General features: G+C 62.2%; 18 protein-coding genes. 8 read left to right on the top strand and 10 right to left on the bottom strand.

Going from position 1 to position 20,333, the window contains the following annotated elements:
- Positions 1 to 290: 290 nt before the first annotated feature.
- Positions 291 to 1,145 (bottom strand): MaoC/PaaZ C-terminal domain-containing protein, encoded by an 855-nt coding sequence (locus QMX86_RS13520; protein WP_130928478.1) that lies wholly within the window; start codon positions 1,143 to 1,145, stop codon positions 291 to 293.
- A gap of 2 nt (positions 1,146 to 1,147) precedes the next feature.
- The gene (locus QMX86_RS13515) at positions 1,148 to 2,500 is read right to left on the bottom strand and encodes a 3-oxoacyl-ACP reductase (RefSeq protein WP_130928477.1); all 1,353 of its coding nucleotides are present in this window, start codon (positions 2,498 to 2,500) and stop codon (positions 1,148 to 1,150) included.
- A gap of 257 nt (positions 2,501 to 2,757) precedes the next feature.
- Between QMX86_RS13515 and QMX86_RS13510 the strand changes: the two genes are divergently transcribed.
- From QMX86_RS13510 to QMX86_RS13500, 3 genes are all read left to right on the top strand, one after another.
- On the top strand, positions 2,758 to 4,035 hold the full coding sequence (locus tag QMX86_RS13510) for an acetyl-CoA C-acetyltransferase (RefSeq protein WP_282386288.1): 1,278 nt from the start codon (positions 2,758 to 2,760) through the stop codon (positions 4,033 to 4,035).
- Positions 4,036 to 4,465: 430 nt separating this feature from the next.
- Positions 4,466 to 5,362, top strand: coding sequence for a PA4780 family RIO1-like protein kinase (locus QMX86_RS13505; protein ID WP_016771829.1), 897 nt, complete (start codon positions 4,466 to 4,468; stop codon positions 5,360 to 5,362).
- A gap of 296 nt (positions 5,363 to 5,658) precedes the next feature.
- Positions 5,659 to 6,867 (top strand): MFS transporter, encoded by a 1,209-nt coding sequence (locus QMX86_RS13500; protein ID WP_282386285.1) that lies wholly within the window; start codon positions 5,659 to 5,661, stop codon positions 6,865 to 6,867.
- On the opposite strand, the gene cueR is transcribed toward QMX86_RS13500, so the two are convergent.
- The 3 genes from cueR to QMX86_RS13485 form a co-directional block, all read right to left on the bottom strand.
- Positions 6,821 to 7,234 carry a Cu(I)-responsive transcriptional regulator gene (gene cueR, locus QMX86_RS13495; protein WP_016771827.1) on the bottom strand — a complete coding sequence of 138 codons (414 nt, stop codon included), beginning with the start codon at positions 7,232 to 7,234 and terminating at the stop codon, positions 6,821 to 6,823. The genes QMX86_RS13500 and cueR overlap by 47 nt on opposite strands.
- On the bottom strand, positions 7,231 to 9,624 hold the full coding sequence (cueA, locus tag QMX86_RS13490) for a copper resistance metal-translocating P1-type ATPase CueA (RefSeq protein WP_282386284.1): 2,394 nt from the start codon (positions 9,622 to 9,624) through the stop codon (positions 7,231 to 7,233). Before cueA ends, cueR begins: the two co-directional genes overlap by 4 nt.
- A 208-nt stretch (positions 9,625 to 9,832) precedes the next feature.
- A complete protein-coding gene (locus QMX86_RS13485; protein ID WP_024011458.1) occupies positions 9,833 to 10,216 on the bottom strand; it encodes a hypothetical protein in 384 nt (127 codons plus the stop codon).
- A gap of 148 nt (positions 10,217 to 10,364) precedes the next feature.
- Between QMX86_RS13485 and QMX86_RS13480 the strand changes: the two genes are divergently transcribed.
- Positions 10,365 to 10,562, top strand: a complete 198-nt coding sequence (locus QMX86_RS13480) for a cation transporter (RefSeq protein ID WP_056787762.1) — start codon at positions 10,365 to 10,367, stop codon at positions 10,560 to 10,562.
- An 87-nt stretch (positions 10,563 to 10,649) separates the two neighbouring features.
- Complete coding sequence (locus tag QMX86_RS13475) at positions 10,650 to 11,846, top strand: multidrug effflux MFS transporter (RefSeq protein ID WP_016771824.1); 1,197 nt, start codon at positions 10,650 to 10,652, stop codon at positions 11,844 to 11,846.
- A gap of 17 nt (positions 11,847 to 11,863) precedes the next feature.
- Here QMX86_RS13475 and QMX86_RS13470 read toward each other — a convergent pair whose 3' ends face one another.
- Both QMX86_RS13470 and QMX86_RS13465 read right to left on the bottom strand, forming a co-directional pair.
- Complete coding sequence (locus QMX86_RS13470) at positions 11,864 to 12,037, bottom strand: hypothetical protein (protein WP_177433987.1); 174 nt, start codon at positions 12,035 to 12,037, stop codon at positions 11,864 to 11,866.
- A 152-nt stretch (positions 12,038 to 12,189) separates the two neighbouring features.
- Positions 12,190 to 13,203 carry a zinc-binding alcohol dehydrogenase family protein gene (locus QMX86_RS13465; RefSeq protein ID WP_282386279.1) on the bottom strand — a complete coding sequence of 338 codons (1,014 nt, stop codon included), beginning with the start codon at positions 13,201 to 13,203 and terminating at the stop codon, positions 12,190 to 12,192.
- Positions 13,204 to 13,340: 137 nt separating this feature from the next.
- Between QMX86_RS13465 and QMX86_RS13460 the strand changes: the two genes are divergently transcribed.
- From QMX86_RS13460 to QMX86_RS13450, 3 genes are all read left to right on the top strand, one after another.
- Positions 13,341 to 14,270 carry a LysR family transcriptional regulator gene (locus QMX86_RS13460; protein ID WP_016771820.1) on the top strand — a complete coding sequence of 310 codons (930 nt, stop codon included), beginning with the start codon at positions 13,341 to 13,343 and terminating at the stop codon, positions 14,268 to 14,270.
- Between the two features lie 317 nt (positions 14,271 to 14,587).
- Entirely contained in the window at positions 14,588 to 15,322 is a 735-nt protein-coding gene (locus tag QMX86_RS13455) for a helix-turn-helix transcriptional regulator (protein WP_016771819.1), read from the top strand.
- Between the two features lie 127 nt (positions 15,323 to 15,449).
- Positions 15,450 to 16,832 (top strand): MFS transporter, encoded by a 1,383-nt coding sequence (locus QMX86_RS13450; protein ID WP_282386277.1) that lies wholly within the window; start codon positions 15,450 to 15,452, stop codon positions 16,830 to 16,832.
- Between the two features lie 131 nt (positions 16,833 to 16,963).
- On the opposite strand, the gene QMX86_RS13445 is transcribed toward QMX86_RS13450, so the two are convergent.
- The 3 genes from QMX86_RS13445 to QMX86_RS13435 all read right to left on the bottom strand — a co-directional run bounded on the left by QMX86_RS13445 (position 16,964) and on the right by QMX86_RS13435 (position 20,182).
- A complete protein-coding gene (locus tag QMX86_RS13445; protein WP_024011466.1) occupies positions 16,964 to 17,917 on the bottom strand; it encodes an adenosine deaminase in 954 nt (317 codons plus the stop codon).
- Positions 17,918 to 17,997: 80 nt separating this feature from the next.
- Complete coding sequence (locus QMX86_RS13440) at positions 17,998 to 18,963, bottom strand: 2-oxoglutarate and iron-dependent oxygenase domain-containing protein (RefSeq protein WP_282387898.1); 966 nt, start codon at positions 18,961 to 18,963, stop codon at positions 17,998 to 18,000.
- Between the two features lie 145 nt (positions 18,964 to 19,108).
- Positions 19,109 to 20,182, bottom strand: coding sequence for a BMP family ABC transporter substrate-binding protein (locus tag QMX86_RS13435; protein ID WP_282390394.1), 1,074 nt, complete (start codon positions 20,180 to 20,182; stop codon positions 19,109 to 19,111).
- Between the last annotated feature and the right edge of the window lie 151 nt (positions 20,183 to 20,333).

Genomic DNA, 20,333 nt, shown 5'->3' with positions numbered 1-20,333 from the left:
TGCACCTGTCACAACGTTACGTTGCCTTCGATGGCTCGCCGATCTGTCGTCGGCGATGCCTCGTCCGTGGCTGTAATCTCAGTCGACGGCAGGTTTTTCACCATTCTCAAGTTGGTATTAACCCCTTTATATAGAGGGCTCGGCGCTATGCCGAAGGACTAATACCCAGGTAATAAACGGGCAAAAAAAAGCCTTGATATTCAAGGCTCGGTTTTTTGCAAAGCGGCGGGCAGGGCGCGGAAAAACTTAAGTGATATATACACAATTAACGGGTTTTCCGCCCCGCCAGATCAGGCGATCGGTTGCCACTGACCGACCATATGTTCCAGGTCGCCGGCACCGATCAGGCGCAACTCACCGCTGGAGCCCGCGGCACTGGCTAGCAATATCACTTCACTGGGCAGGCGCACCGGTTTGCGAAAGTGCACGGCGATTTCCAGGTTGGCTTTGGGCAGGTGATCGGAGAGTGCCGCCAGTGTCCGCGCCTTGTTCCACAGTCCATGGGCAATCGCGGTGGGAAAACCGAACAGTTTGGCGCTCGCTGCACTGAGGTGAATCGGGTTGTAGTCGCCGGAGACTTTCGCATACTGGCGACCGATATCGGCCGGCGCAGTCCAGCGCGTCACTTCGAGCAAATCCTGTGACGGCTGCCAGTCTTGGGCCAGCGCCTCGCCCTCGAGTTTCACCCCGCGACAGAGCATCCGGCTTTCGGCTTCCCACAGCGGCCCGAGTTGATCGTCCAGGGTGGTCAACAGATCGAACGTCGCGCCCTTGGCATGTGGTTGCAGGTTGTGCACACGCACGCTGACTTGCGCGCGACTGATCGCGCCCATCGGCCGCAGCACGCGGATGCGGTTGCTCAGGTGAATCAGCCCCAGCAGCGGGAACGGAAAATCCCTGGCCGTGAGCAATTGCATCTGCAAGGCGAAGGCGAGGATGTGTGGATAGGTCGGCGGCAGCAGGCCGTCATCGACGAAACCGCAGACCTTGCGATAAGCCGCCAGCCGTTTGCCGTCGATATCGACCCAGCAGCGCAGGCCGCTGTCGGGCAGTTGCGTACCGGTGATTTTGCGTCGCGTTGCTGCGCGCGAGTACAGCGCGGGCAGACTCGGTTCGCGATCCAGCGTGTGCCATTCGATGCTCATCTTTATGCCCCCAGAACGCTTTGCCCACAGACCCGCAGCGCTTGGCCGGTGAACGCGCCCGTGCCCGGTTGCGCCAGCCACGCCACGGCTTCGGCGACGTCTTGCGGCAAACCGCCCTGGCCCAGCGAACTCATGCGCCGCCCGGCTTCGCGCAGGCCGAACGGAATGTGCGCGGTCATTTGCGTTTCGATAAAACCCGGGGCGACAGCGTTGATGCTGATGCCGCGTTCCAGCAGCGTCGGTGCCCATGCCTGGGCCAGACCGATCAGGCCAGCCTTGCTCGCCGCGTAGTTGGTTTGCCCGCGATTGCCGGCGATGCCGCTGATCGAGGCGAGCAAGACCACCCGTGCGTTGTCGCGCAGGGTGCCGCTGTCGAGCAGCGCCTTGGTCAGCACTTGCGGCGCGTTGAGGTTGACGGCCAGCACCGCGTCCCAGAATTCCGGGGTCATGTTGGCCAAGGTTTTGTCACGGGTGATGCCGGCGTTGTGCACGAGGATGTCGAGGCCGTCGGGCAGCTGTTCGATCAATTGCGCGGCGGCGTCATCGGCGCAGATATCGAGTGTGATCGCCCGGCCGCCGAGGCGCGCGGCAAGGGCCTCGAGGTCGGTCTTGGCTGGCGGTACGTCGAGCAGAATCACCTCGGCGCCATCACGTGCGAGGGTTTCGGCAATCGACGCGCCGATGCCGCGCGCGGCACCGGTGACCAGCGCCTTGCGCCCGGCCAGCGGGCGGGTCCAGTCAGTCACCGGTGTGGCGCACGCGGTCAGGCGAATCACCTGGCCGGAAACGAATGCACTTTTCGGCGAGAGGAAAAATCGCAGCGGGCCTTCCAATTGATCCTCGGCACCTTCGCCGACGTAGATCAACTGCAATGTGCCACCGCCGCGCAGCTCTTTGGCCAGCGAGCGCGAGAAGCCTTCGAGTGCTCGCTGCGCACTGGAGGCGAACGGATCACCCAGGCTTTCCGGAGCACGGCCGAGAATCACCAGGTGCGCGCTATGGTCGAGATTCTTCATCAATGGCTGGAAGAATTCGCGCAACTGCTTGAGCTGATCGGTGTGCTGCAAATCGCTGGCGTCGAACACCACCGCTTTGAGTTTCGGCCCGTGGCCGGGGATCCATGCAGTGGCCAGCGAGGGCTCGGTGCCATAGCTGTAGATCGCATCGGTCAAGCGGTTGGCAAACCCGCTGATCCGTTCGGCCAGCGGCCCGCCACCGAGCAACAGGGCGCCCTCGATCGGCCGCAGACGCCCCGCCTGCCAGCGTTCCAGCCGCACCGGCGACGGCAGGCCCAAGGCCCCGACCAGACGATGGCCGAAGGATGAGTTGGCGAAGTCGATATAGCGGTCAGACATGGAACGCTCTCCAGAAGTTGGGGTTCAAAGTGTGGACTGTCTACGGCAATCAATCGTTCGATCGGCGCAATAAGGCCTACGCTTGAACACTCAGGTTTAGCAGGTCTTGCAGATAAATGCGGTTCATGTGGGAGCGAGCCTGCTCGCGAAGGCGCTGTATCAGGCGCTGAAGAGGCTGAATGTGCCGGCCTCTTCGCGAGCAGGCTCGCTCCCACAGGGATTGGGCAAATTTCGACCATTTGGAACAGGAGCTTTTCATGACCCAGCTGCGCCGCGTCGCGATCATCGGCGGTAACCGCATCCCTTTCGCTCGCTCCAACGGGCCGTACGCCACGGCCAGCAATCAGGCGATGCTCACCGCCGCGCTGGAAGGCTTGATCGAACGCTACAACCTGCATGGCCAGCGCATCGGCGAAATGGTGGCGGGCGCGGTGCTTAAATTGTCACGGGATATGAACCTGACCCGCGAATGCGTGCTCGGCTCGCGCTTGTCTCCGACGACACCGGCCTATGACATTCAGCAAGCCTGCGGCACCGGTCTGGAGGCGGCGTTGCTGGTGGCGAACAAGATCGCCCTCGGCCAGATCGACTGCGGCATTGCCGGCGGCGTCGACACCACCTCCGACGCGCCGATCAGCGTCAGCGAAGGCCTGCGCAGGATTCTTCTACAGGCCAACCGCGCCAAGAGTACCGGCGACAAACTGAAAACCCTTTTGCAGTTGCGCCCCCAGCACCTGATCCCCGAATTCCCGCGCAACGGCGAGCCACGCACTGGCCTGTCGATGGGCGAGCACTGTGAGCTGATGGCGCAGACCTGGAATATTCCCCGCGAAGAACAGGATCAACTGGCCCTCGAAAGCCACCACAAACTCGCCGCTTCCTACAGCGAAGGCTGGCACAACGATCTGATGACGCCGTTCCTCGGCCTGACCCGCGACAACAATCTGCGCCCGGACCTGACCCTGGAAAAACTCGCCACGCTGAAACCGGCCTTCGAGAAAAGCGCCAAGGGCACGCTGACGGCCGGCAATTCCACGCCGCTCACCGATGGCGCTTCGGTGGTGTTGCTGGGAAGTGAGGAATGGGCCAGAGAGCGCGGTTTGCCGATCCTTGCTTATCTGCGCGACGGCGAAGCGGCGGCGGTGGATTTCGTCAACGGTGCCGAGGGCCTGCTGATGGCGCCGGTGTACGCCGTGCCACGCTTGCTGGCGCGCAACGGCCTGACCTTGCAGGATTTTGATTACTACGAAATTCACGAAGCCTTCGCCGCGCAAGTGCTGTGCACGCTCAAGGCCTGGGAAGATCCCGAATATTGCCAAACCCGCCTGGGACTCGAGGCGCCGCTGGGTTCGATTGATCGCAGTCGGCTCAATGTGAAGGGCAGTTCGCTGGCGGCGGGGCATCCGTTCGCCGCAACGGGCGGGCGGATTGTCGCGAACCTGGCCAAACTGCTGGATGCGGCGGGCAAGGGCCGAGGGTTGATTTCGATCTGTGCGGCGGGCGGGCAGGGTGTCACCGCGATCATTGAACGCTGAAAAAGCCCCTCACCCTAACCCTCTCCCAAAGGGAGAGGGGACTGATTGGGGGATGCTCGAGATCGACGCCGACCTGAGCGCCCTTCACCGAATCCAAAGCTGCGATTCAAACCAGAAGCGCTGCGGTCTCTCAGGTCGATGCATTACGGGAGACACCTCGGTCGGCCCCCTCTCCCTCTGGGAGAGGGCTGGGGTGAGGGCAACTGAAGTTCACCGACCATGTCAGATTCTGTCGCAAATGCCCTTGCCGACCGATACCAATCAATGCCACGGTCTCGGCTATGATTCGCCCGGGTCGCTGCGATTGATCCGGCACAGTGTGTGCATCCTCAAGGTTCACAGGTCGGCAACCCCTCCCCGTCGGGCGAGGATTGCCGTATAACGAGTGACATTCGCGTGTTTGGTAATAAAGGACCCACAATAAAAGCTGATGAAGACTCCAAAACGCATTGAACCCCTGATCGAGGACGGTCTGGTCGACGAAGTGCTGCGTCCACTGATGAGTGGCAAAGAGGCAGCTGTTTATGTAGTGCGCTGCGGCAATCAGTTACGTTGCGCCAAGGTCTACAAGGAGGCGAATAAACGCAGTTTCCGCCAGGCGGCCGAGTATCAGGAAGGCCGCAAGGTTCGTAACAGTCGTCAGGCGCGGGCCATGGCGAAGGGGTCCAAGTTCGGTCGCAAAGAGACCGAAGACGCCTGGCAGAACGCCGAAGTGGCGGCGCTGTTCCGTCTGGCCGGCGCCGGTGTGCGAGTGCCCAAACCCTATGACTTCCTCGACGGCGTGCTGTTGATGGAGCTGGTGGCCGACGAATTCGGCGACGCCGCGCCGCGTCTGAACGACGTGGTACTGGAGCCGGATCAGGCGCGCGAATATCACGCGTTCCTGATTTCGCAGATCGTGCTGATGTTGTGTACCGGTCTGGTGCACGGTGACCTCTCCGAGTTCAACGTGCTGCTGACCCCGACCGGTCCGGTGATTATTGACCTGCCCCAGGCAGTCGACGCTGCGGGCAACAACCACGCGTTCAGCATGCTCGAGCGTGACGTTGGCAACATGGCTTCGTACTTCGGCCGTTTCGCGCCGGAATTAAAGAAGACCAAGTACGCCAAGGAAATGTGGGCGTTGTACGAAGCCGGCACCTTGCACCCGAACAGTGTGCTGACCGGCGAGTTCGACGATCCCGAGGACCTGGCGGATGTCGGCGGGGTGCTGCGCGAAATCGAAGCGGCGCGCCTCGACGAGGAACGCAAGCAGGCCATTCGCGCGGCGGACGACGCGCCGAAAGGCAAACCCGAAGAACCGCCTCCACCGCCGTGGATGCAGTGATCGCGTGATGAAAAACCCGGCTTCGGCCGCGTTTTTTGTTTGAGTCAAAAAGCACCCTCACCCCAGCCCTCTCCCGGAGGGAGAGGGGGCCGACCGAGGTGTCTTTAGCCATACATCGACCTGAAAAAACCGAGTCGATTATGGATTCAAAGAAAAACGTTCAGGTCGGTGTATCTCCCAAATATCCCCCAATCGGTCCCCTCTCCCTTTGGGAGAGGGCTAGGGTGAGGGGGCTTTCGGATCCTGGCTTATTCGCGTCTACTGTCCAGCGCTCCAACCACACTCAAGGACTGAATGTGACCACCCCACGCAACACCCACCTGATCGTAACCGCCCGGCTGATCTCCGATTTCGGCGCCTTCCTCAACATGGTCGCGCTGGCCACTTACGTTTATTTGCTGAGTAACAGCGCCATGAGCGTCGGCATCTTCCTTGCCAGCCGCGTCGGTGGCGGAATTTTCGCCAGCCTGATCGGCACGCGCTTCTACCGGCGCTGGCAGGGCCGCGCGCCGCTGATTGCGTTCGATCTGTTGCGCGCCGCACTGCTGGGGCTGCTGTTGATCACACCGGCCAGTCAGCAGGCATGGCTGTTGCCGTTGATTGCCTTCGGCCTCGGTCTGGGCAATTCGATGTTCGCCATCGGCCTCAACAGCCAGTTGCCGCGTTTGATCGCGCCGGCGCAATTGCTCAAGGCCAATGCCTGGATTACTTCAGCTTCTTCTGCGGCGATGGTCGGCGGCAGTCTGGTCTCGGGGTTGCTGGTGGCTGCTTTTGGTTTCGAAACGGTCTTCGCCCTCAACGCGCTGACCTATGTGCTCGCGGCTCTGTTGATCGTGCCGCTGCGTTTCGAAAAAACCGATGTCAGCGAACAGCCGCAACGCGGTGAATGGTTTGCGCTGCGGCAGGGCCTGCGTTCAGCGCCTGTGGTCGCGGCCATGCTCGCGGTGACCATGGCCGACACCTTGGGCAGCGCCGCGCACAACGTCGGCTTCCCGATCATTTCCAAACTGCTCACGCCCGAGGCAGCGAGTACGACCTTGGGCCTGGCGCTTGCGGTATGGGCCAGCGGCAAACTCCTCGGCGCGCGCATCGCCAGTCACCTGAAAGGCTCGGAGAACAGTCACCTTGAAAGACGATTTTTCTGCGGTGTGGCGCTGATGTCCTGCGGGTTCATTCTGATGTTCCAGCAGCACAGCCTCTACGGTCTGCTGCTGTTCGCCTTGCCGGCCGGGCTCGGCGACGGGGTGTCCGAAGTCAGCCTGATGTCACGGCTGCAACGGGAACCTGCGGCGTTGCGCCTGCCGATTTTCAGCGTGCTGACCTTGCTGCAGATGAGCGGTTTCGGCATCGGCATGCTGGTCGCCGCGCCGTTCTACGCGTGGTGGACGCCGGGGGCCGTGGTCATGCTGTTCCACGGCATTCCCCTCGGCACCCTGTGCGTGGTGACGCTGTTGCGGATCAGGCGCGAGCGGGTTGCGCGCAGCAGCCCGACGCCAGCTCCTTGAGGATCGGGCAGTCCGGGCGATGGTCGCCGCTGCAATGCTCGACCAGATCCTGCAGGGTGTCCCGCAACTCGCCGAGCTCGCGGATCTTCTGGTTCAGCTCGTCGATGTGCTGGCGCGCCAGTGCTTTCACATCGGCGCTGGCGCGCTGGCGATCCTGCCAGAGGGTCAGCAGCTTGCCGACCTCTTCCAGGGAAAAGCCCAGATCTCGCGAGCGCTTGATAAACGCCAGCGTGTGCAGGTCATCGCTGCCGTACACGCGGTAGCCGCTGTCGGTGCGATTGGCCGCTTTGAGCAGGCCGATCGATTCGTAATAGCGGATCATTTTTGCACTCAGGCCACTCTGCCGGGCCGCTTGGCCGATGTTCATCGGTGTTCCTCCAGGTCCTTGGGTTTCCAGGTTTTCAACAGTAGCGCATTGCTCACCACGCTGACGCTTGACAGCGCCATCGCCGCACCGGCCAGCACCGGATTGAGGAAGCCGAACACCGCCAACGGAATGCCGATCAGGTTGTAGACAAAGGCCCAGAACAGGTTCTGGCGAATCTTTGCGTAGGTCTTGCGACTGATCTCCAGCGCCGCCGGCACCAGTCGCGGATCGCCGCGCATCAGGGTGATGCCGGCCGCATGCATGGCGACGTCGGTGCCGCCGCCCATGGCGATGCCGATGTCGGCAGCGGCGAGGGCCGGGGCGTCGTTGATGCCATCGCCGACCATGGCAACTACGCCGGTTTTCTTCAGCTCGGCGACGGTCGCGGCCTTGTCGGCAGGCAGCACTTCGGCGTGAACACTGCGGATGCCCAGGGCCTCGGCCACCACCCGTGCGCTGCCGCGATTGTCGCCGGTCAGCAGGTGGCTCTGGATATCCCGCGCGGCGAGTTGTTGCACCGCTTGCAGTGCGCCGGGTTTCAGCGTGTCACCGAAGGCGAGCAGACCCAGCACCTTCGGCTGAGGACTTTGCTCAATCAACCACGACAATGTGCGGCCTTCACTTTCCCAAGCCTCGGCGGATGCGCTCAATTCACCGGTACTCAAGGCGCTTTCGTCGAGCATCCGCCGATTGCCCAGCGCCAGGCGCCGGCCATCCAGCGTGCCGGCGATGCCGCGTCCGGTCAGCGACTGGCTGTCGCTGACATCGGGCACGTTCAAGCCGCGTTCGGCGGCGGCATCCAGCACCGCTTTGGCCAAAGGATGCTCGCTGCCGCGCTGCAACGCACCGGCCAAGGTCAGCAGATTATTCTCGTCACCATCGACCGCGCTGAAGTGCGCGATACGCGGCGTGCCCGAGGTCAGCGTGCCGGTCTTGTCGAACACCACGCTGCTGACTTCATGGGCGCGCTCCAGCGCTTCGGCGTCCTTGATCAGAATGCCGTGGCGCGCCGCTACGCCGGTGCCGGCCATGATCGCCGTCGGAGTGGCGAGGCCGAGGGCGCACGGGCAGGCGATCACCAGTACGGCGACGGCATTGATCACCGCAGTTTCCAGCGGTGCGCCGTACAGCCACCAGCCGATCAGCGTGGCCAAGGCGATCAGCAATACGGTCGGCACGAAGATCTGGCTGACCTTGTCCACCAGTTTCTGGATCGGCGCTTTCGCTGCTTGCGCGTCTTCGACCAGACGAATGATCCGCGCCAGCACCGTTTCCGCGCCGAGCGCCTGGGTGCGCACCAGCAAACGACCCTCGCCGTTGATCGCGCCGCCGGTGACCTTGTCACCCGGTTGTTTCGGCACTGGCAGGCTTTCGCCGCTGATCAGCGCTTCGTCGGCGTGGCTCTGGCCTTCGACGACTTCGCCATCCACCGGGAAGCGTTCGCCGGGTTTGACCAGCACCAGATCGTCGAGGCGTAGGGCGCTGATCGCAACGTCCTGCTCACGCCCGTCGATGACTTGAATCGCCCGCTCCGGCCGCAACGCTTCAAGAGCGCGAATGGCGCTGGCGGTCTGGCGTTTGGCGCGGCTTTCGAGATATTTGCCGAGCAACACCAAAGCGATGACCACCGCCGAGGCCTCGAAATACAGATGCGGCATGCGTCCCGCCGCGCTGGCCCATTCATAGACACTCAGGCCATAACCGGCGCTGGTGCCGAGGGCGACGAGCAGGTCCATGTTGCCGGCGCCGGCGCGCACGGCTTTCCACGCCGCCACATAAAAGCGTGCGCCGAAGATGAATTGCACGGGGGTGGCGAGGGCGAATTGCGCCCAGGCCGGGAGCATCCAATGAATGCCGAACGGCTGCAGCAACATCGGCAACACCAACGGCAGAGCAAGGGCGATCGCACAGATCAATGCCCAGCGCTCGCGGTGCAGGCGTTTTTGCTGGTCATCGGACTGTGGCCGTTCAGCTTGCCAGACGCTCGCCGAGTAACCGGCCTTGCTCACCGCGTCGAGCAGGGTTTGCGTATCGACCTGGCCGAGCAATTCGAGGTGCGCACGTTCGTTGGCCAGATTGACACTGACGCTGCTCACGCTTGGGACTTTGCTCAGGGCGCGTTCGACGCGACCGACGCAGGACGCGCAGGTCATGCCGTCGATGCTCAATTCGACGGTTTGCCGGGGCACGCTGTAACCGGCGCGCTCCACGGCTTGCATCAGCGCCGGCAGGCTGTCGTCGGGCGCCTGTACCCGGGCCTGTTCGGTGGCGAGGTTGACGCTGACGGCACTGGCGCCGCTGACCTTGCGCAGCGCCCGCTCGACACGCCCGGCGCAACTGGCGCAGGTCATGCCGGCAATCGGCAGATCGAAAGTGGTGGATTCGGACATCGGTCGCGCTCCCTGTAGTGGATGTCTACAGGATCAACCTTGCCATGCGGGCAAGGTCAAGCACCATTCCGCAAGATGTTGATCGTTCCCACGCTCCGCGTGGGAATGCCTCCTGTGACGCTCCGCGTCACGCTTCGGGACGCAGAGCGTCCATGGCTGCATTCCCACGCAGAGCGTGGGAACGATCGGCGACGGATCGGGTGTCTGCTCAGTAACCGAGGCCTGCAGGTTTCAGGTACACGCCTTCGGCATTCATCGCCAGGCGGAACTTCAGCACATCGCCGGCATGCAGCACGACTTCCTGCGAACCCGGTGCGAGCATGCCGGGGTTGCAACCCGGTGCCTGGCCCGGCAGCAGTTTCAGGCGCAGCGAAACCTTGCCCGGTGGCAGGTTGAACGAAGTGCTCTGCTCCTGGAACAGGCGCGCCGAGAGCTGGTCCTGGATGTACACGCCGATTTCGCACGAGGTCGCCACTTCGAGGCGCTCGCGGGAAATGATCAGTACCGCGTAATCCTCGCCGGCGGCTTGCACCTGCGGGACGGCGGCGAAAAGGCTGAGCAAGCCAAACAGGCCCAAAGCTGACCAGCGCATGGCTGAATCTCCTGAATTCCAGTCATTGATGCATGCAGCTTGGCCGAGCGCGACGCCGATTGCCAGCCCGGCAGTTTTTCGCAGAACTTGACCTTGCCATCGTGGCAAGCTCGAGACTGCCGGCAACCTCACTCAAAGGAGTCTTCCCATGCAAGTGTTCAACGTTCAAGGCATGTCCTGCGGTCATTGCGTCAAAGCCATCACCACTGCGGTGCAGGCGCTGGATCCGGCGGCCAGCGTGCGCGTCGATCTGGCGGCCAAGGAAGTCGGCGTCGAGAGCGCGCTGAGTGCCGACCAGGTGATCGAAGCGATCCGCGAAGAGGGTTATGAGGTGAAGCTCGTCTGAAATTGATCGTTAGCGAGCTATCGGAATGTTCAAGGCGTCCGGGCGCGGCTAGACTGTCGGGCTGCGACTTGCCCACCTGGATGCCTGATGAATTTCCGCACGATCTTGATACTCGGCGCCTTGAGCGCCTTCGGTCCTTTGGCGATCGACTTCTATTTACCTGCCTTCCCGGCCATGGCGCTGGCGTTCGGCACCGATGAGCAGCATGTCCAGCTGACGCTGGCGGCGTACTTCCTCGGTCTGTCTCTGGGCCAACTGGCTTACGGGCCGATTTCCGATCGTTTCGGCCGGCGGCTTCCGCTGCTCAGCGGCGTTGCTCTGTTCACCCTTGCGTCATTGGCCTGCGCCTACGCGCCGAGCCTGGAATGGCTGATTGGCGCGCGTTTCGTCCAGGCACTCGGTGGTTGTGCGGGCATGGTGATTTCCCGTGCGGTGGTCGCCGACAAGTGCGATGCGGTGGGCTCGGCGAAGGTGTTTTCCCAGTTGATGCTGGTGATGGGCCTGGCGCCGATTCTGGCGCCGATGCTCGGTGGGCTGCTGGTCAACACCACGGGTTGGCAGTCGATCTTTCTGGTGCTCACCGGGTTCAGTGCGGCGGCGGGTCTGGCGGTGGCGTTGGGGCTGCCGGAAAGCATGCCGGCCCACGTGCCGCGCCAGCCGTTGTCCGGTGCGTTGCGCCAGTACGCGCGACTGGTCAAGGACTCGGTCTATCTGGGCCATGCCCTGACCGGTGGCATCGCGATCGCCGGCATGTTCGCCTACATCGCTGGCTCACCGTTTGTGTTCATCAAGCTCTACGGTGTACCCGCCGAGCACTTCGGCTGGCTGTTCGGCACCAATGCGGCGGGTTTCATTCTGGTGGCGCAGGTCAATGCGCGTCTGCTGGCCAAGCGTGGCCCGGCGTTCTTGCTGGTGCGCGCGGTGTGGGTGTACTTCCTCGCCGGGCTGACGCTGCTGGCGGTCGGCGCGATGCGTCCAGAGGCGTTGTGGCCGTTGCTGATTCCGCTGTTCATCTGCATTGCCAGCCTCGGCTGCATCATTCCCAACGCCTCGGCTTGCGCAATGAACGGCCAGGGCGCCCGTGCCGGCAGTGCATCGGCAATGCTCGGTTGCCTGCAATTCAGCATCGCCGCCGGTGCCGCCGCGTTGGTGGGGGTGTTGCACGATGGCAGCGCCGTGCCGATGGCCATGGTCATCAGCCTGTGCGGTCTGCTGGTGGTGAGCGTCGCGCTGCTCACCCGGCGCTTGCAGAATGCCCGGGCGCTGGCGCAAGCCCAGGTCTGAACGCTCGACTTTGGAGCTCAGCCGACGGCGCGCTGCTGGCTGGGTTCGGGAATCCGGTGGGGCGCGCAGAGTCGCGCTTCGAGGGTGCGAGTGAAGGCCAGAGCCTCGGCTTCACTGCGAAAGGTCACGACGTGCTGGTCCAGACGCACCTGCCATTGAGACTTTGCCACTTCTTTTATCAGGATCTTCATTGCTGACCTCCCTTGCGTAAAAGATGTATCGCAGAGGCTTCGATTGTAGACCCCGATACCCGCGCAATTGTGACAAGGGTCAAGCAACCGACTGACGGCAAAAAGCCCCGCAACCGCTCTGGCATCACGAGCGGTTGCGAGGCTTTATTTTTTTAGAAACCTTCTAAAACAATTTTCCCCTTGGCCTTGCCGCTTTCCAGCAGCTCATGGGCACGGCGCAAGTTGGCCGCGTTGATCGCGCCGAAGTGCTCGCCCAACGTCGTTTTCAAAGTGCCGGCGTCAATCAGCTCAGCGACGCGGTTGAGCAGCTTGTGCTGTTCGATCATGTCCGGCGTTTCGAACAGCGAGCGGGTGTACATGAACTCCCAGTGCAGCGACAGGCTCTTGCGCTTGAGCAGGCTGATGTCGAGGGACTTCGGATCGTCGATCAGCGCCAGTTTGCCTTGCGGCGCGAGGGCTTCGACCAGTTGCGCCAGATGCTGATCGGTCTGGGTCAGGCTGGCGACGTGGGTCACGCTGGCGATGCCGGCGCGCTTCAATTCTTCGCTCAGCGGCTGGCTGTGATCGATGACCAGATCGGCACCGAGTGCGCTGACCCAGTCACGGGTTTGCGCACGGGAGGCAGTGCCGATGACTTTCAGGCCGGTCAATTGCTTGGCCAATTGAGTGAGGATCGAACCCACGCCGCCCGCCGCACCAACGATCAGCAGGCTCTGGCCTTCATCGTTGCTGCCCTCGCTGATTTGCAGGCGCTCGAAGAGCAATTCCCACGCAGTGATCGCGGTCAGCGGCAGCGCGGCGGCTTCGGCAAAACCGAGGGACTTGGGCATGTGGCCGACGATGCGCTCATCAACCACGTGCAGCTCGCTATTGCCACCGGCCCGGGCAATCGAACCGGCGTAGAACACCTTGTCGCCCGCCTTGAACAGGGTGACTTCGCTGCCTACAGCCTTGACCACACCGGCAACGTCCCAGCCCAGCACTTTCGCCGCGCCGTTTTCCGGCGCCACGTTCTGCCGCACTTTGGTATCGACCGGGTTGACCGAGATGGCTTTGACCTCCACCAAGAGGTCGCGCGGGCCGGCAACCGGTTCTGGCAGTTCAATGTCTTGCAGGGACTTGGCGTCGCTGATCGGCAGGGACGCGTAATAGGCAATGGCTTTCATGGATGGCTCCGTACAGTTGATAGAAGAAGGAAATCGGGATGAATTCGATGGAGGCCATCATTGGCTATTTCTCTGCGCGATAAAACCGGCTAAAAGAGCAGTCTCTTTCAATATTTTTTTGATAATCGAGGCTGCGCATGCTGCGTTTTGATGACCTGCAGTTGTTTGTTCGCGCGGCGGATCTGGGCAGCCTGTCGGCGGCGGCACGGGTGATGGACATGTCTGCGGCGGTGGCCAGCGCGGCGTTGAAGCGCATTGAGCAACAACTCGGTGCCAGGTTGCTGGCGCGTTCGACCCGCAGCCTGCGCCTCACCGCCGAGGGCGAAGGCTTCCTTGAATACGCCCGCGCCGCCCTGAGCAATCTCGACGAAGGCCGTCGACTGCTCGCCAGCGGACAGGACCAGGTCAGCGGAATTCTGCAACTGTCAGCACCCTCGGATTTCGGTCGCAATCTGCTGCTGCCGTGGCTCGACGCGTTCCAGCGTGAACACCCGAAACTGACGGTACGCCTGCTGCTTGGCGACCGCATCGCCGACCTGTTCCGGCAACCGGTGGACATCGCCCTGCGCTACGGCGAGCCGGAAGATTCCAGCCTGATCGCCTTGCCCATCGCGCCACACAATCGCCGCGTGTTGTGCGCATCTCCCGATTACCTGGCCCGGCATGGCGAACCGCGCCAGCTTGAGCAGCTGGCCCAGCACAACTGCCTTTTGTACATGCTCGGCAGCCGCGTCCACGACCACTGGAGTTTCCACGATGGCAAGCGTGAAGTCGGCCTGACCGTGAGTGGTGACCGCTTCAGTGATGACGCCGACGTCGTGCGGCTATGGGCGCTGGCCGGTGCCGGTATCGCCTACAAATCCTGGCTCGACGTCGGCGCCGATGTGCTCGCCGGACGCCTCAAAGTGCTGATGCCGGAACTGCTGTGTGAGCGCGCACCGCTGAATCTGTTGTGCGCCCATCGCGCACAATTGAGTAAGCCGGTGAACCTGCTGAGGGAGATGCTCGCCAGCCGATGCGCCGAATTGAGTAGCCAATTTCCCGGTTTCCTCAAAGTTGATCATTAGTCGCAGGCAATTAGAGAAATTTCTGTCAGGAACAATCGCCACCTGCCCAGGCCCAGGCGCAGGACGTCTGGCTTAACCCGCTTATACTAGCGCCCGCCTCATGCCTGCACTGACACCCGGCGCGCAGACCCCGTAACGCGTTGCCGGCTTTTGGTGACGGTTGCTACTTCTGCTGCCAGGTTGTGTGCCGGAGCAGCTGGTGTCGGTGGCATCCCTTGCCACCGATCCCGGGCGATTTTCGCGTGTTGGCCGATGCCCCATAACCGGCCAGGATGTCTCCGAGCGGTAGACGATACGATTCAACAGGGAGTGAACATATGGAACATGCACCGTGCATCAGCCAGATCGCGACATTGCTGGCCGACCCCAAGCGCAGCGCGATGATGTGGGCGTTGATGGATGGCTCGGCCCGGCAAGCCGAAGAGCTGGCGCTGCTGGCCGGGCTCTCGCCGTCGTCGGCCAGTGCCCATCTGGGACGCCTGTCCGCAGGGGGGCTGTTGAACATCGAAATGCGTGGGCGCAAACGCTTCTTTCGCCTGGCGGCACCGGAAATCGGCGCGGCGATCGAAGCACTGGCCAGCGCCACCATTGCCAGCGCGCCACGGCAAATCCCTGATGCGCTGAAACGCACGGCTCCCATGGTCAGACCACAGGCGGCGCCGTCTTCGCTGTTGCGTGCGCGGTTCTGCGACGATCATCTGGGCGGTACTTTGGCGGCCGACCTGTATCAGCGCCTGCTCGATGCCGGCTGGATCGAACAGCTTGAGCAGCGGGTGGTGGTGACGCACAAGGGCTCCACCCGACTGGCCCAGCGCGGAGTGTTCATCCAGGCCCTGGCCCACCGCAACGTGCAGGTCGCCTGCGCCTGCCCGGACTGGAGCGAGCGTCGTCCGCACATGGGCGGCTCACTGGGCGCGGCGCTGTTGCAGTTGTTCATGCAGTCGGGCTGGCTGACCTTGCCCAACGATTCCCGCGCCTTGCAGTTGACCGCCACCGGCCAGCGCGAAATCCATCGCTTTGCCAAGGAAACCGAGCTGGAAACAGCGTTCTAGAGCGTTGCTCGGCGATGAGCTGAAGGCTGACGTCGTCCACGGCTGTGAACAGGTCGCATCCAGTACGACCTCTGAATGACCATGACGCACACTCGATCCGGGGATTTCTCGGATGGGGGAGCACAACATGAATACACAACGCTTTAGTGCGGCTGAGCGCCTGGAACGGCTGCCGCTCAGCGGTTATCACCGCGTCATTTTCATCATCATTGCCTTGGCGTTTTTCTTCGACTCCATGGATCTGGCGATGATGACTTTCCTGCTCGGCTCGATCAAAGCCGAGTTCGGCCTGAGCAGTGCGCAAGCGGGGTTGCTGGCCAGTTCGAGCTTCTTCGGCATGGTGCTCGGGGCGTCGCTGTCGGGAATGCTCGCCGACCGCTTCGGGCGCAAACCGGTGTTTCAGTGGAGCATCGTGTTGTGGGGCGTGGCCAGTTACCTGTGTTCGACGGCGCAGACGGTGGAGACGCTGACGCTGTTTCGCATCCTGCTCGGAATCGGCATGGGCATGGAGTTTCCCATCGCACAGTCGATGCTGTCGGAATTGATTCCGGCGCAACGACGCGGGCGCTACATCGCCCTGATGGACGGCTTCTGGCCGCTGGGGTTTGTCGCGGCGGGTGTGCTCTCGTACTTCCTGCTGCCGCTGATTGGCTGGCGCGATATTTTCCTGGTGCTGGCAGTGCCGGCGGTGTTTGTCCTGGCGATCCGCTTTTTCATTCCCGAGTCACCGCGCTGGCTGGAACAGGCCGGGCGTGACGCCGACGCGGACAAAGTGTTGAGCGGCATCGAAGCGCGAGTGCGTGCTTCGCTGGGCGGTGCAGCCTTGCCGGAACCTGTTCGTTTGCCTCGCACGGTGACGCCACCGGGCAATTTCTTCTCGGCACTCAAGCAGATCTGGTCGCCGCAATATCGCCAGCGCACAACGATGATCTGGAGTCTGTGGTTCTTCGCATTGCTGGGTTTCTACGGGCTGACTTCCTGGCTCAGCGCATTGCTGCAGCAGTCGGGTTTCGCCGTGACGCAATCGGTGTATTACACGGTGCTGATCTCGCTCGGCGGGATTCCCGGCTTCCTCATGGCGGCATGGTTGGTCGAGCGTTGGGGGCGTAAACCGGTGTGCATCGTCACCCTGCTCGGTGGCGGGGTGATGGCGTTTCTGTATGGGCAGAGCGCGGTGTTCGGCGGCAACGTGGCGTTGCTGATCGGCACCGGCTTGTTGATGCAGTTCTTTCTGTTCGGCATGTGGGCGGTGCTCTACACCTACACGCCGGAGCTGTACCCGACTTCCGCACGGGCAACCGGCTCGGGATTCGCCTCGGCCATCGGCCGCGTCGGCTCGCTGCTCGGGCCACTGGTGACCGGGCTGGTGTTCCCGATTACCGGGCAGGGCGGGGTGTTCGCGCTCGGCGCGGCGTGCTTCGCGATCGCGGCGGGCGTGGTGTGGCTGTTCGGGATGGAGACGCGGGGCAAGACCCTGGAAGAGCTTACTGAAACCAAAGTCACAGGCTAACGCTGATCAAAACTGTGGGAGCGAGCTTGCTCGCGAAAGCGGTGTATCAAACAACATCTGTGTTGGATGACACACCGTATTCGCGAGCAAGCTCGCTCCCACATTGGGTTATGCAGGTGATGCGGTGTTGCTTACGGTTTTACCAACCGCGCATCCAGGCTGTTCTGCGCCAAGCGCTTGGCCTGATCCTGGGTCATGCCCAGATGCTCGTGCAGCGCATGGAAGTTCTCGGTCACGTACCCACCGAAATACGCCGGGTCATCGGAGTTCACCGTGACCTTCACGCCGCGCTCGAGCATGTCGAGGATGTTGTGCTGCGACATGTGATCGAACACGCAGAGTTTGGTGTTCGACAGCGGGCATACGGTCAGCGGAATCTGCTCGTCGATGATCCGCTGCATCAGGCGCTCGTCTTCGATCGCGCGTACGCCATGGTCGATGCGCTGGATTTTCAGCAGGTCGATGGCTTCCCAGATGTACTCCGGCGGGCCTTCTTCACCAGCGTGAGCGACGGTGAGGAAACCTTCGTCGCGGGCGCGATCGAAGACGCGTTTGAATTTGCTCGGCGGGTGGCCCATCTCGGAACTGTCGAGCCCGACCGCGACAAACGCATCACGGAACGGCAGCGCCTGATCGAGGGTTTTCTGCGCTTCGTCTTCGCTGAGGTGGCGCAGGAAGCTGAGGATCAAACCGCTGCTGATGCCCAGTTGCGTCTCGCCATCCTTGAGCGCGGCGGCGATGCCGTTGAGCACCACTTCGAACGGGATGCCCCGGTCGGTGTGGGTCTGCGGATCGAAGAATGGTTCGGTATGAATCACGTTCTGCGCTTTGCAGCGCAGCAGGTAGGCCCAGGTCAGGTCGTAGAAATCCTGCGAGGTGCGCAGCACATCGGCGCCCTGGTAATACAGGTCGAGAAATTCCTGCAGATTGTTGAAGGCGTAGGCCTTGCGCAGGGTTTCGACGTCGCTCCACGGCAGGGCGATCTTGTTGCGTTCGGCCAGGGCGAACAGCAGTTCAGGCTCCAGCGAACCTTCCAGATGCAGGTGCAGTTCGGCTTTGGGCAGGGCGTTGAGCCAGTCGTACATAGTCTTTTCTCATCAGGTGCAATGCCGGCATTCTACAGAGGCTGGCCGCAACAATTGGCAAAACCTGACCAGGTGATCGATCAAACCGCCTCTTGCTCGCGACGATAGGCATAGGTATCGGCGAAGCGCGACAGCAGGAATTCGGCACAGGTGGTGGTCGGATATTTCGCCGGGTGCTGGGCGTCCTGGCAACCGGGCAGGCATTCGATGCGCGTGTCCGGGTGCGGTTCGGCGAAGAACGGCATCGAATAACGATCCACGCCCAGCGGGCTGATCACCCGGTGCGGCGTCGAGCGATAACGGTCGTTGCTCCAGCGCGCCATCATGTCGCCGAGGTTGACCACGAACGTGCCGTCAATCGGTGGCGCGTCGATCCATTCACCATTGACGTTCTTCACCTGCAAACCGCCGGCGCTGTCCTGATAGAGCAGGGTGATGCAGCCGTAATCGGTATGGGCGCCGGCACCTTGTTGCTCGGCGGAGCTGGCGGTGTGACGCGGCGGATAATGGATCATGCGCAACACGCTGACCGGGTCGACAAAGCGCGAATCGAAGAAGTCGCGCTCGATGCCCAGCGCAATGGTCATCGCCCGCAACAGGGTTTGCGCCAGCGCCTGCATGTCGAGGTAATGCTGCTCCATCAGCCTTTCCCAGCCGGGTTGCGCCGGATGCCGATTGGGGCCGCGCAAGGGTTTTTCCGCGAGCACCTCGGGATGTTCGTCCGGCAAGTGCAGGCCCATGTCGAAGGTTTCTTTGAGGTCACTGGGTTTGTCCGGGTCCAGTTGCTCGGTGGCAATCGCACCGTAGCCGCGATGATGGCGGGTCTGGGTAATGTCGATCTTCAGTTTTTCTGTGGCTGGCAGGGCGAAGAAGCGCTGGGCGTGATCGAGCAGATCGTCGATGCGCTGCGCCGAGATCGGATGGCCCTTGATGTAGAAAAAGCCCCACTCGCGACAGGCTTGGTCGATCTGCCCGGCCACGGCGGGCCAGGCGTTTTCGTCGTCGCCATAGAGCGGGCTGATATCAATGATCGGAAGCTGATCCATACACAATCCTTGAATACGCTGTGTTTCCAATGTGGGAGCGAGCCTGCTCGCGAAGAGGGAGTGTCAGAGAACATTTTTGTTTAATGACACACCGCTTTCGCGAGCAGGCTCGCTCCCACAGGGTTTTGTGTGGTGAATCGGGGGGCTACTTCGGCGTCTCGGCCGTCCTGCCCTCAACGTAATAATTCATCGAAGCCAGTTCCGCATTGGTCGCGCTCACGCCCGCGGGGATTTTTTCCACACCGGCCTGATCCCTGATCGGCCCGGTAAACGGCTGCAATGCGCCGCTCTTGATGTCGGCGATCAACTGCTCGGCTTCGGTTTTCACCGGCGCCGGCACCAGATCGCTGATCGGCAGTTCCACTGTGCCTTCCTTCAACCCGCCCCAGTAATCCTGGGATTTCCAGGTGTGATCGATCACGCTCTGCGTCGCTTGAATGTAGTGCGGCGCCCAGTCGTTGACGATCGAGGTCAGCACCGCTTTCGGGCCGAAGTGGGCCATGTCCGAGGCGTAGCCCACGGCATACACGCCGCGCCGTTCGGCAGCCTGGATCGGCGCCGGGCTGTCGGTGTGCTGGAACACCACATCAACGCCCTGATCGATCAGCGCATTGGCGGCGTCGGCTTCCTTGCCCGGATCGAACCAGGAGTTGACCCACACCACTTTGATTTCGGTGCCAGGGTTGTACTTGTTCAGGGCCAGCTGTATGGCGTTGATGTCGCGGATCACTTCCGGAATCGGGAACGAGGCGACATAGCCGATCTTCTTGGTCTTGGTCATCTTCGCCGCGAGGAAACCGCCGACGTAACGGCCCTCGTAAGTGCGCGCCAGGTAGGTGCCGAGGTTCTTGTCCTGCTTGTAACCGGTGGCGTGTTCGAACGTCACCTTGGGAAATTGCTTGGCGACTTTCACTGTCGGGTTCATGTAGCCGAAAGACGTGGTGAAGATCAGGTCATATTTGTCCTTGGCCATGTTGCGGATCACCCGCTCGGCGTCGGCGCCCTCGGCGACGTTTTCCACGTAGTTGGTGGTGATCTGCGTGCCGAGTTTTTCCGCCAGGGCCTTGCGCCCCTGTTCGTGCTGATACGTCCAGCCGTGGTCACCGATCGGGCCGATGTAGACGAAGCCGACCTTCAGCGGATCGGCAGCGCTGGCGCTCAGGCTGATTCCCAGACCGATGGCGGCGTACAGCAGTTTGTGCAGCGGACGTATTGGCATAAACCCGAACTCCATTTTGTTGTGTGTGCTCAGGGCCAATGCAAATTGCTGACCAACAGGACAACAAACGCATTCGAAAACGCGGCGCGGCCTTCGCGAGCAGGCTCGCTCCCACAGCGGACGCATTTCAATGTGGGAGCGAGCCTGCTCG

Origin of the sequence: Pseudomonas sp. PS01270 (assembly GCF_029959775.1) — a bacterium.
Lineage (GTDB): Bacteria > Pseudomonadota > Gammaproteobacteria > Pseudomonadales > Pseudomonadaceae > Aquipseudomonas > Aquipseudomonas atacamensis.
The sequence above is the reverse complement of the archived record's forward strand: the minus strand, read 5'-3'. Positions and strand labels throughout refer to the sequence as shown.

What these genes read in the sequence shown, in the direction of transcription:
- QMX86_RS13520 (WP_130928478.1), bottom strand. Translation starts at nt 1,145, where the DNA reads ATGAGCATCGAATGGCACACGCTGGATCGCGAACCGAGTCTGCCCGCG.
- QMX86_RS13515 (WP_130928477.1), bottom strand. Translation starts at nt 2,500, where the DNA reads ATGTCTGACCGCTATATCGACTTCGCCAACTCATCCTTCGGCCATCGT.
- QMX86_RS13510 (WP_282386288.1), top strand. Translation starts at nt 2,758, where the DNA reads ATGACCCAGCTGCGCCGCGTCGCGATCATCGGCGGTAACCGCATCCCT.
- QMX86_RS13505 (WP_016771829.1), top strand. Translation starts at nt 4,466, where the DNA reads ATGAAGACTCCAAAACGCATTGAACCCCTGATCGAGGACGGTCTGGTC.
- cueR (WP_016771827.1), bottom strand. Translation starts at nt 7,234, where the DNA reads ATGAACATCGGCCAAGCGGCCCGGCAGAGTGGCCTGAGTGCAAAAATG.
- cueA (WP_282386284.1), bottom strand. Translation starts at nt 9,624, where the DNA reads ATGTCCGAATCCACCACTTTCGATCTGCCGATTGCCGGCATGACCTGC.
- QMX86_RS13485 (WP_024011458.1), bottom strand. Translation starts at nt 10,216, where the DNA reads ATGCGCTGGTCAGCTTTGGGCCTGTTTGGCTTGCTCAGCCTTTTCGCC.
- QMX86_RS13480 (WP_056787762.1), top strand. Translation starts at nt 10,365, where the DNA reads ATGCAAGTGTTCAACGTTCAAGGCATGTCCTGCGGTCATTGCGTCAAA.
- QMX86_RS13475 (WP_016771824.1), top strand. Translation starts at nt 10,650, where the DNA reads ATGAATTTCCGCACGATCTTGATACTCGGCGCCTTGAGCGCCTTCGGT.
- QMX86_RS13470 (WP_177433987.1), bottom strand. Translation starts at nt 12,037, where the DNA reads ATGAAGATCCTGATAAAAGAAGTGGCAAAGTCTCAATGGCAGGTGCGT.
- QMX86_RS13465 (WP_282386279.1), bottom strand. Translation starts at nt 13,203, where the DNA reads ATGAAAGCCATTGCCTATTACGCGTCCCTGCCGATCAGCGACGCCAAG.
- QMX86_RS13460 (WP_016771820.1), top strand. Translation starts at nt 13,341, where the DNA reads ATGCTGCGTTTTGATGACCTGCAGTTGTTTGTTCGCGCGGCGGATCTG.
- QMX86_RS13455 (WP_016771819.1), top strand. Translation starts at nt 14,588, where the DNA reads ATGGAACATGCACCGTGCATCAGCCAGATCGCGACATTGCTGGCCGAC.
- QMX86_RS13450 (WP_282386277.1), top strand. Translation starts at nt 15,450, where the DNA reads ATGAATACACAACGCTTTAGTGCGGCTGAGCGCCTGGAACGGCTGCCG.
- QMX86_RS13445 (WP_024011466.1), bottom strand. Translation starts at nt 17,917, where the DNA reads ATGTACGACTGGCTCAACGCCCTGCCCAAAGCCGAACTGCACCTGCAT.
- QMX86_RS13440 (WP_282387898.1), bottom strand. Translation starts at nt 18,963, where the DNA reads ATGGATCAGCTTCCGATCATTGATATCAGCCCGCTCTATGGCGACGAC.
- QMX86_RS13435 (WP_282390394.1), bottom strand. Translation starts at nt 20,182, where the DNA reads ATGCCAATACGTCCGCTGCACAAACTGCTGTACGCCGCCATCGGTCTG.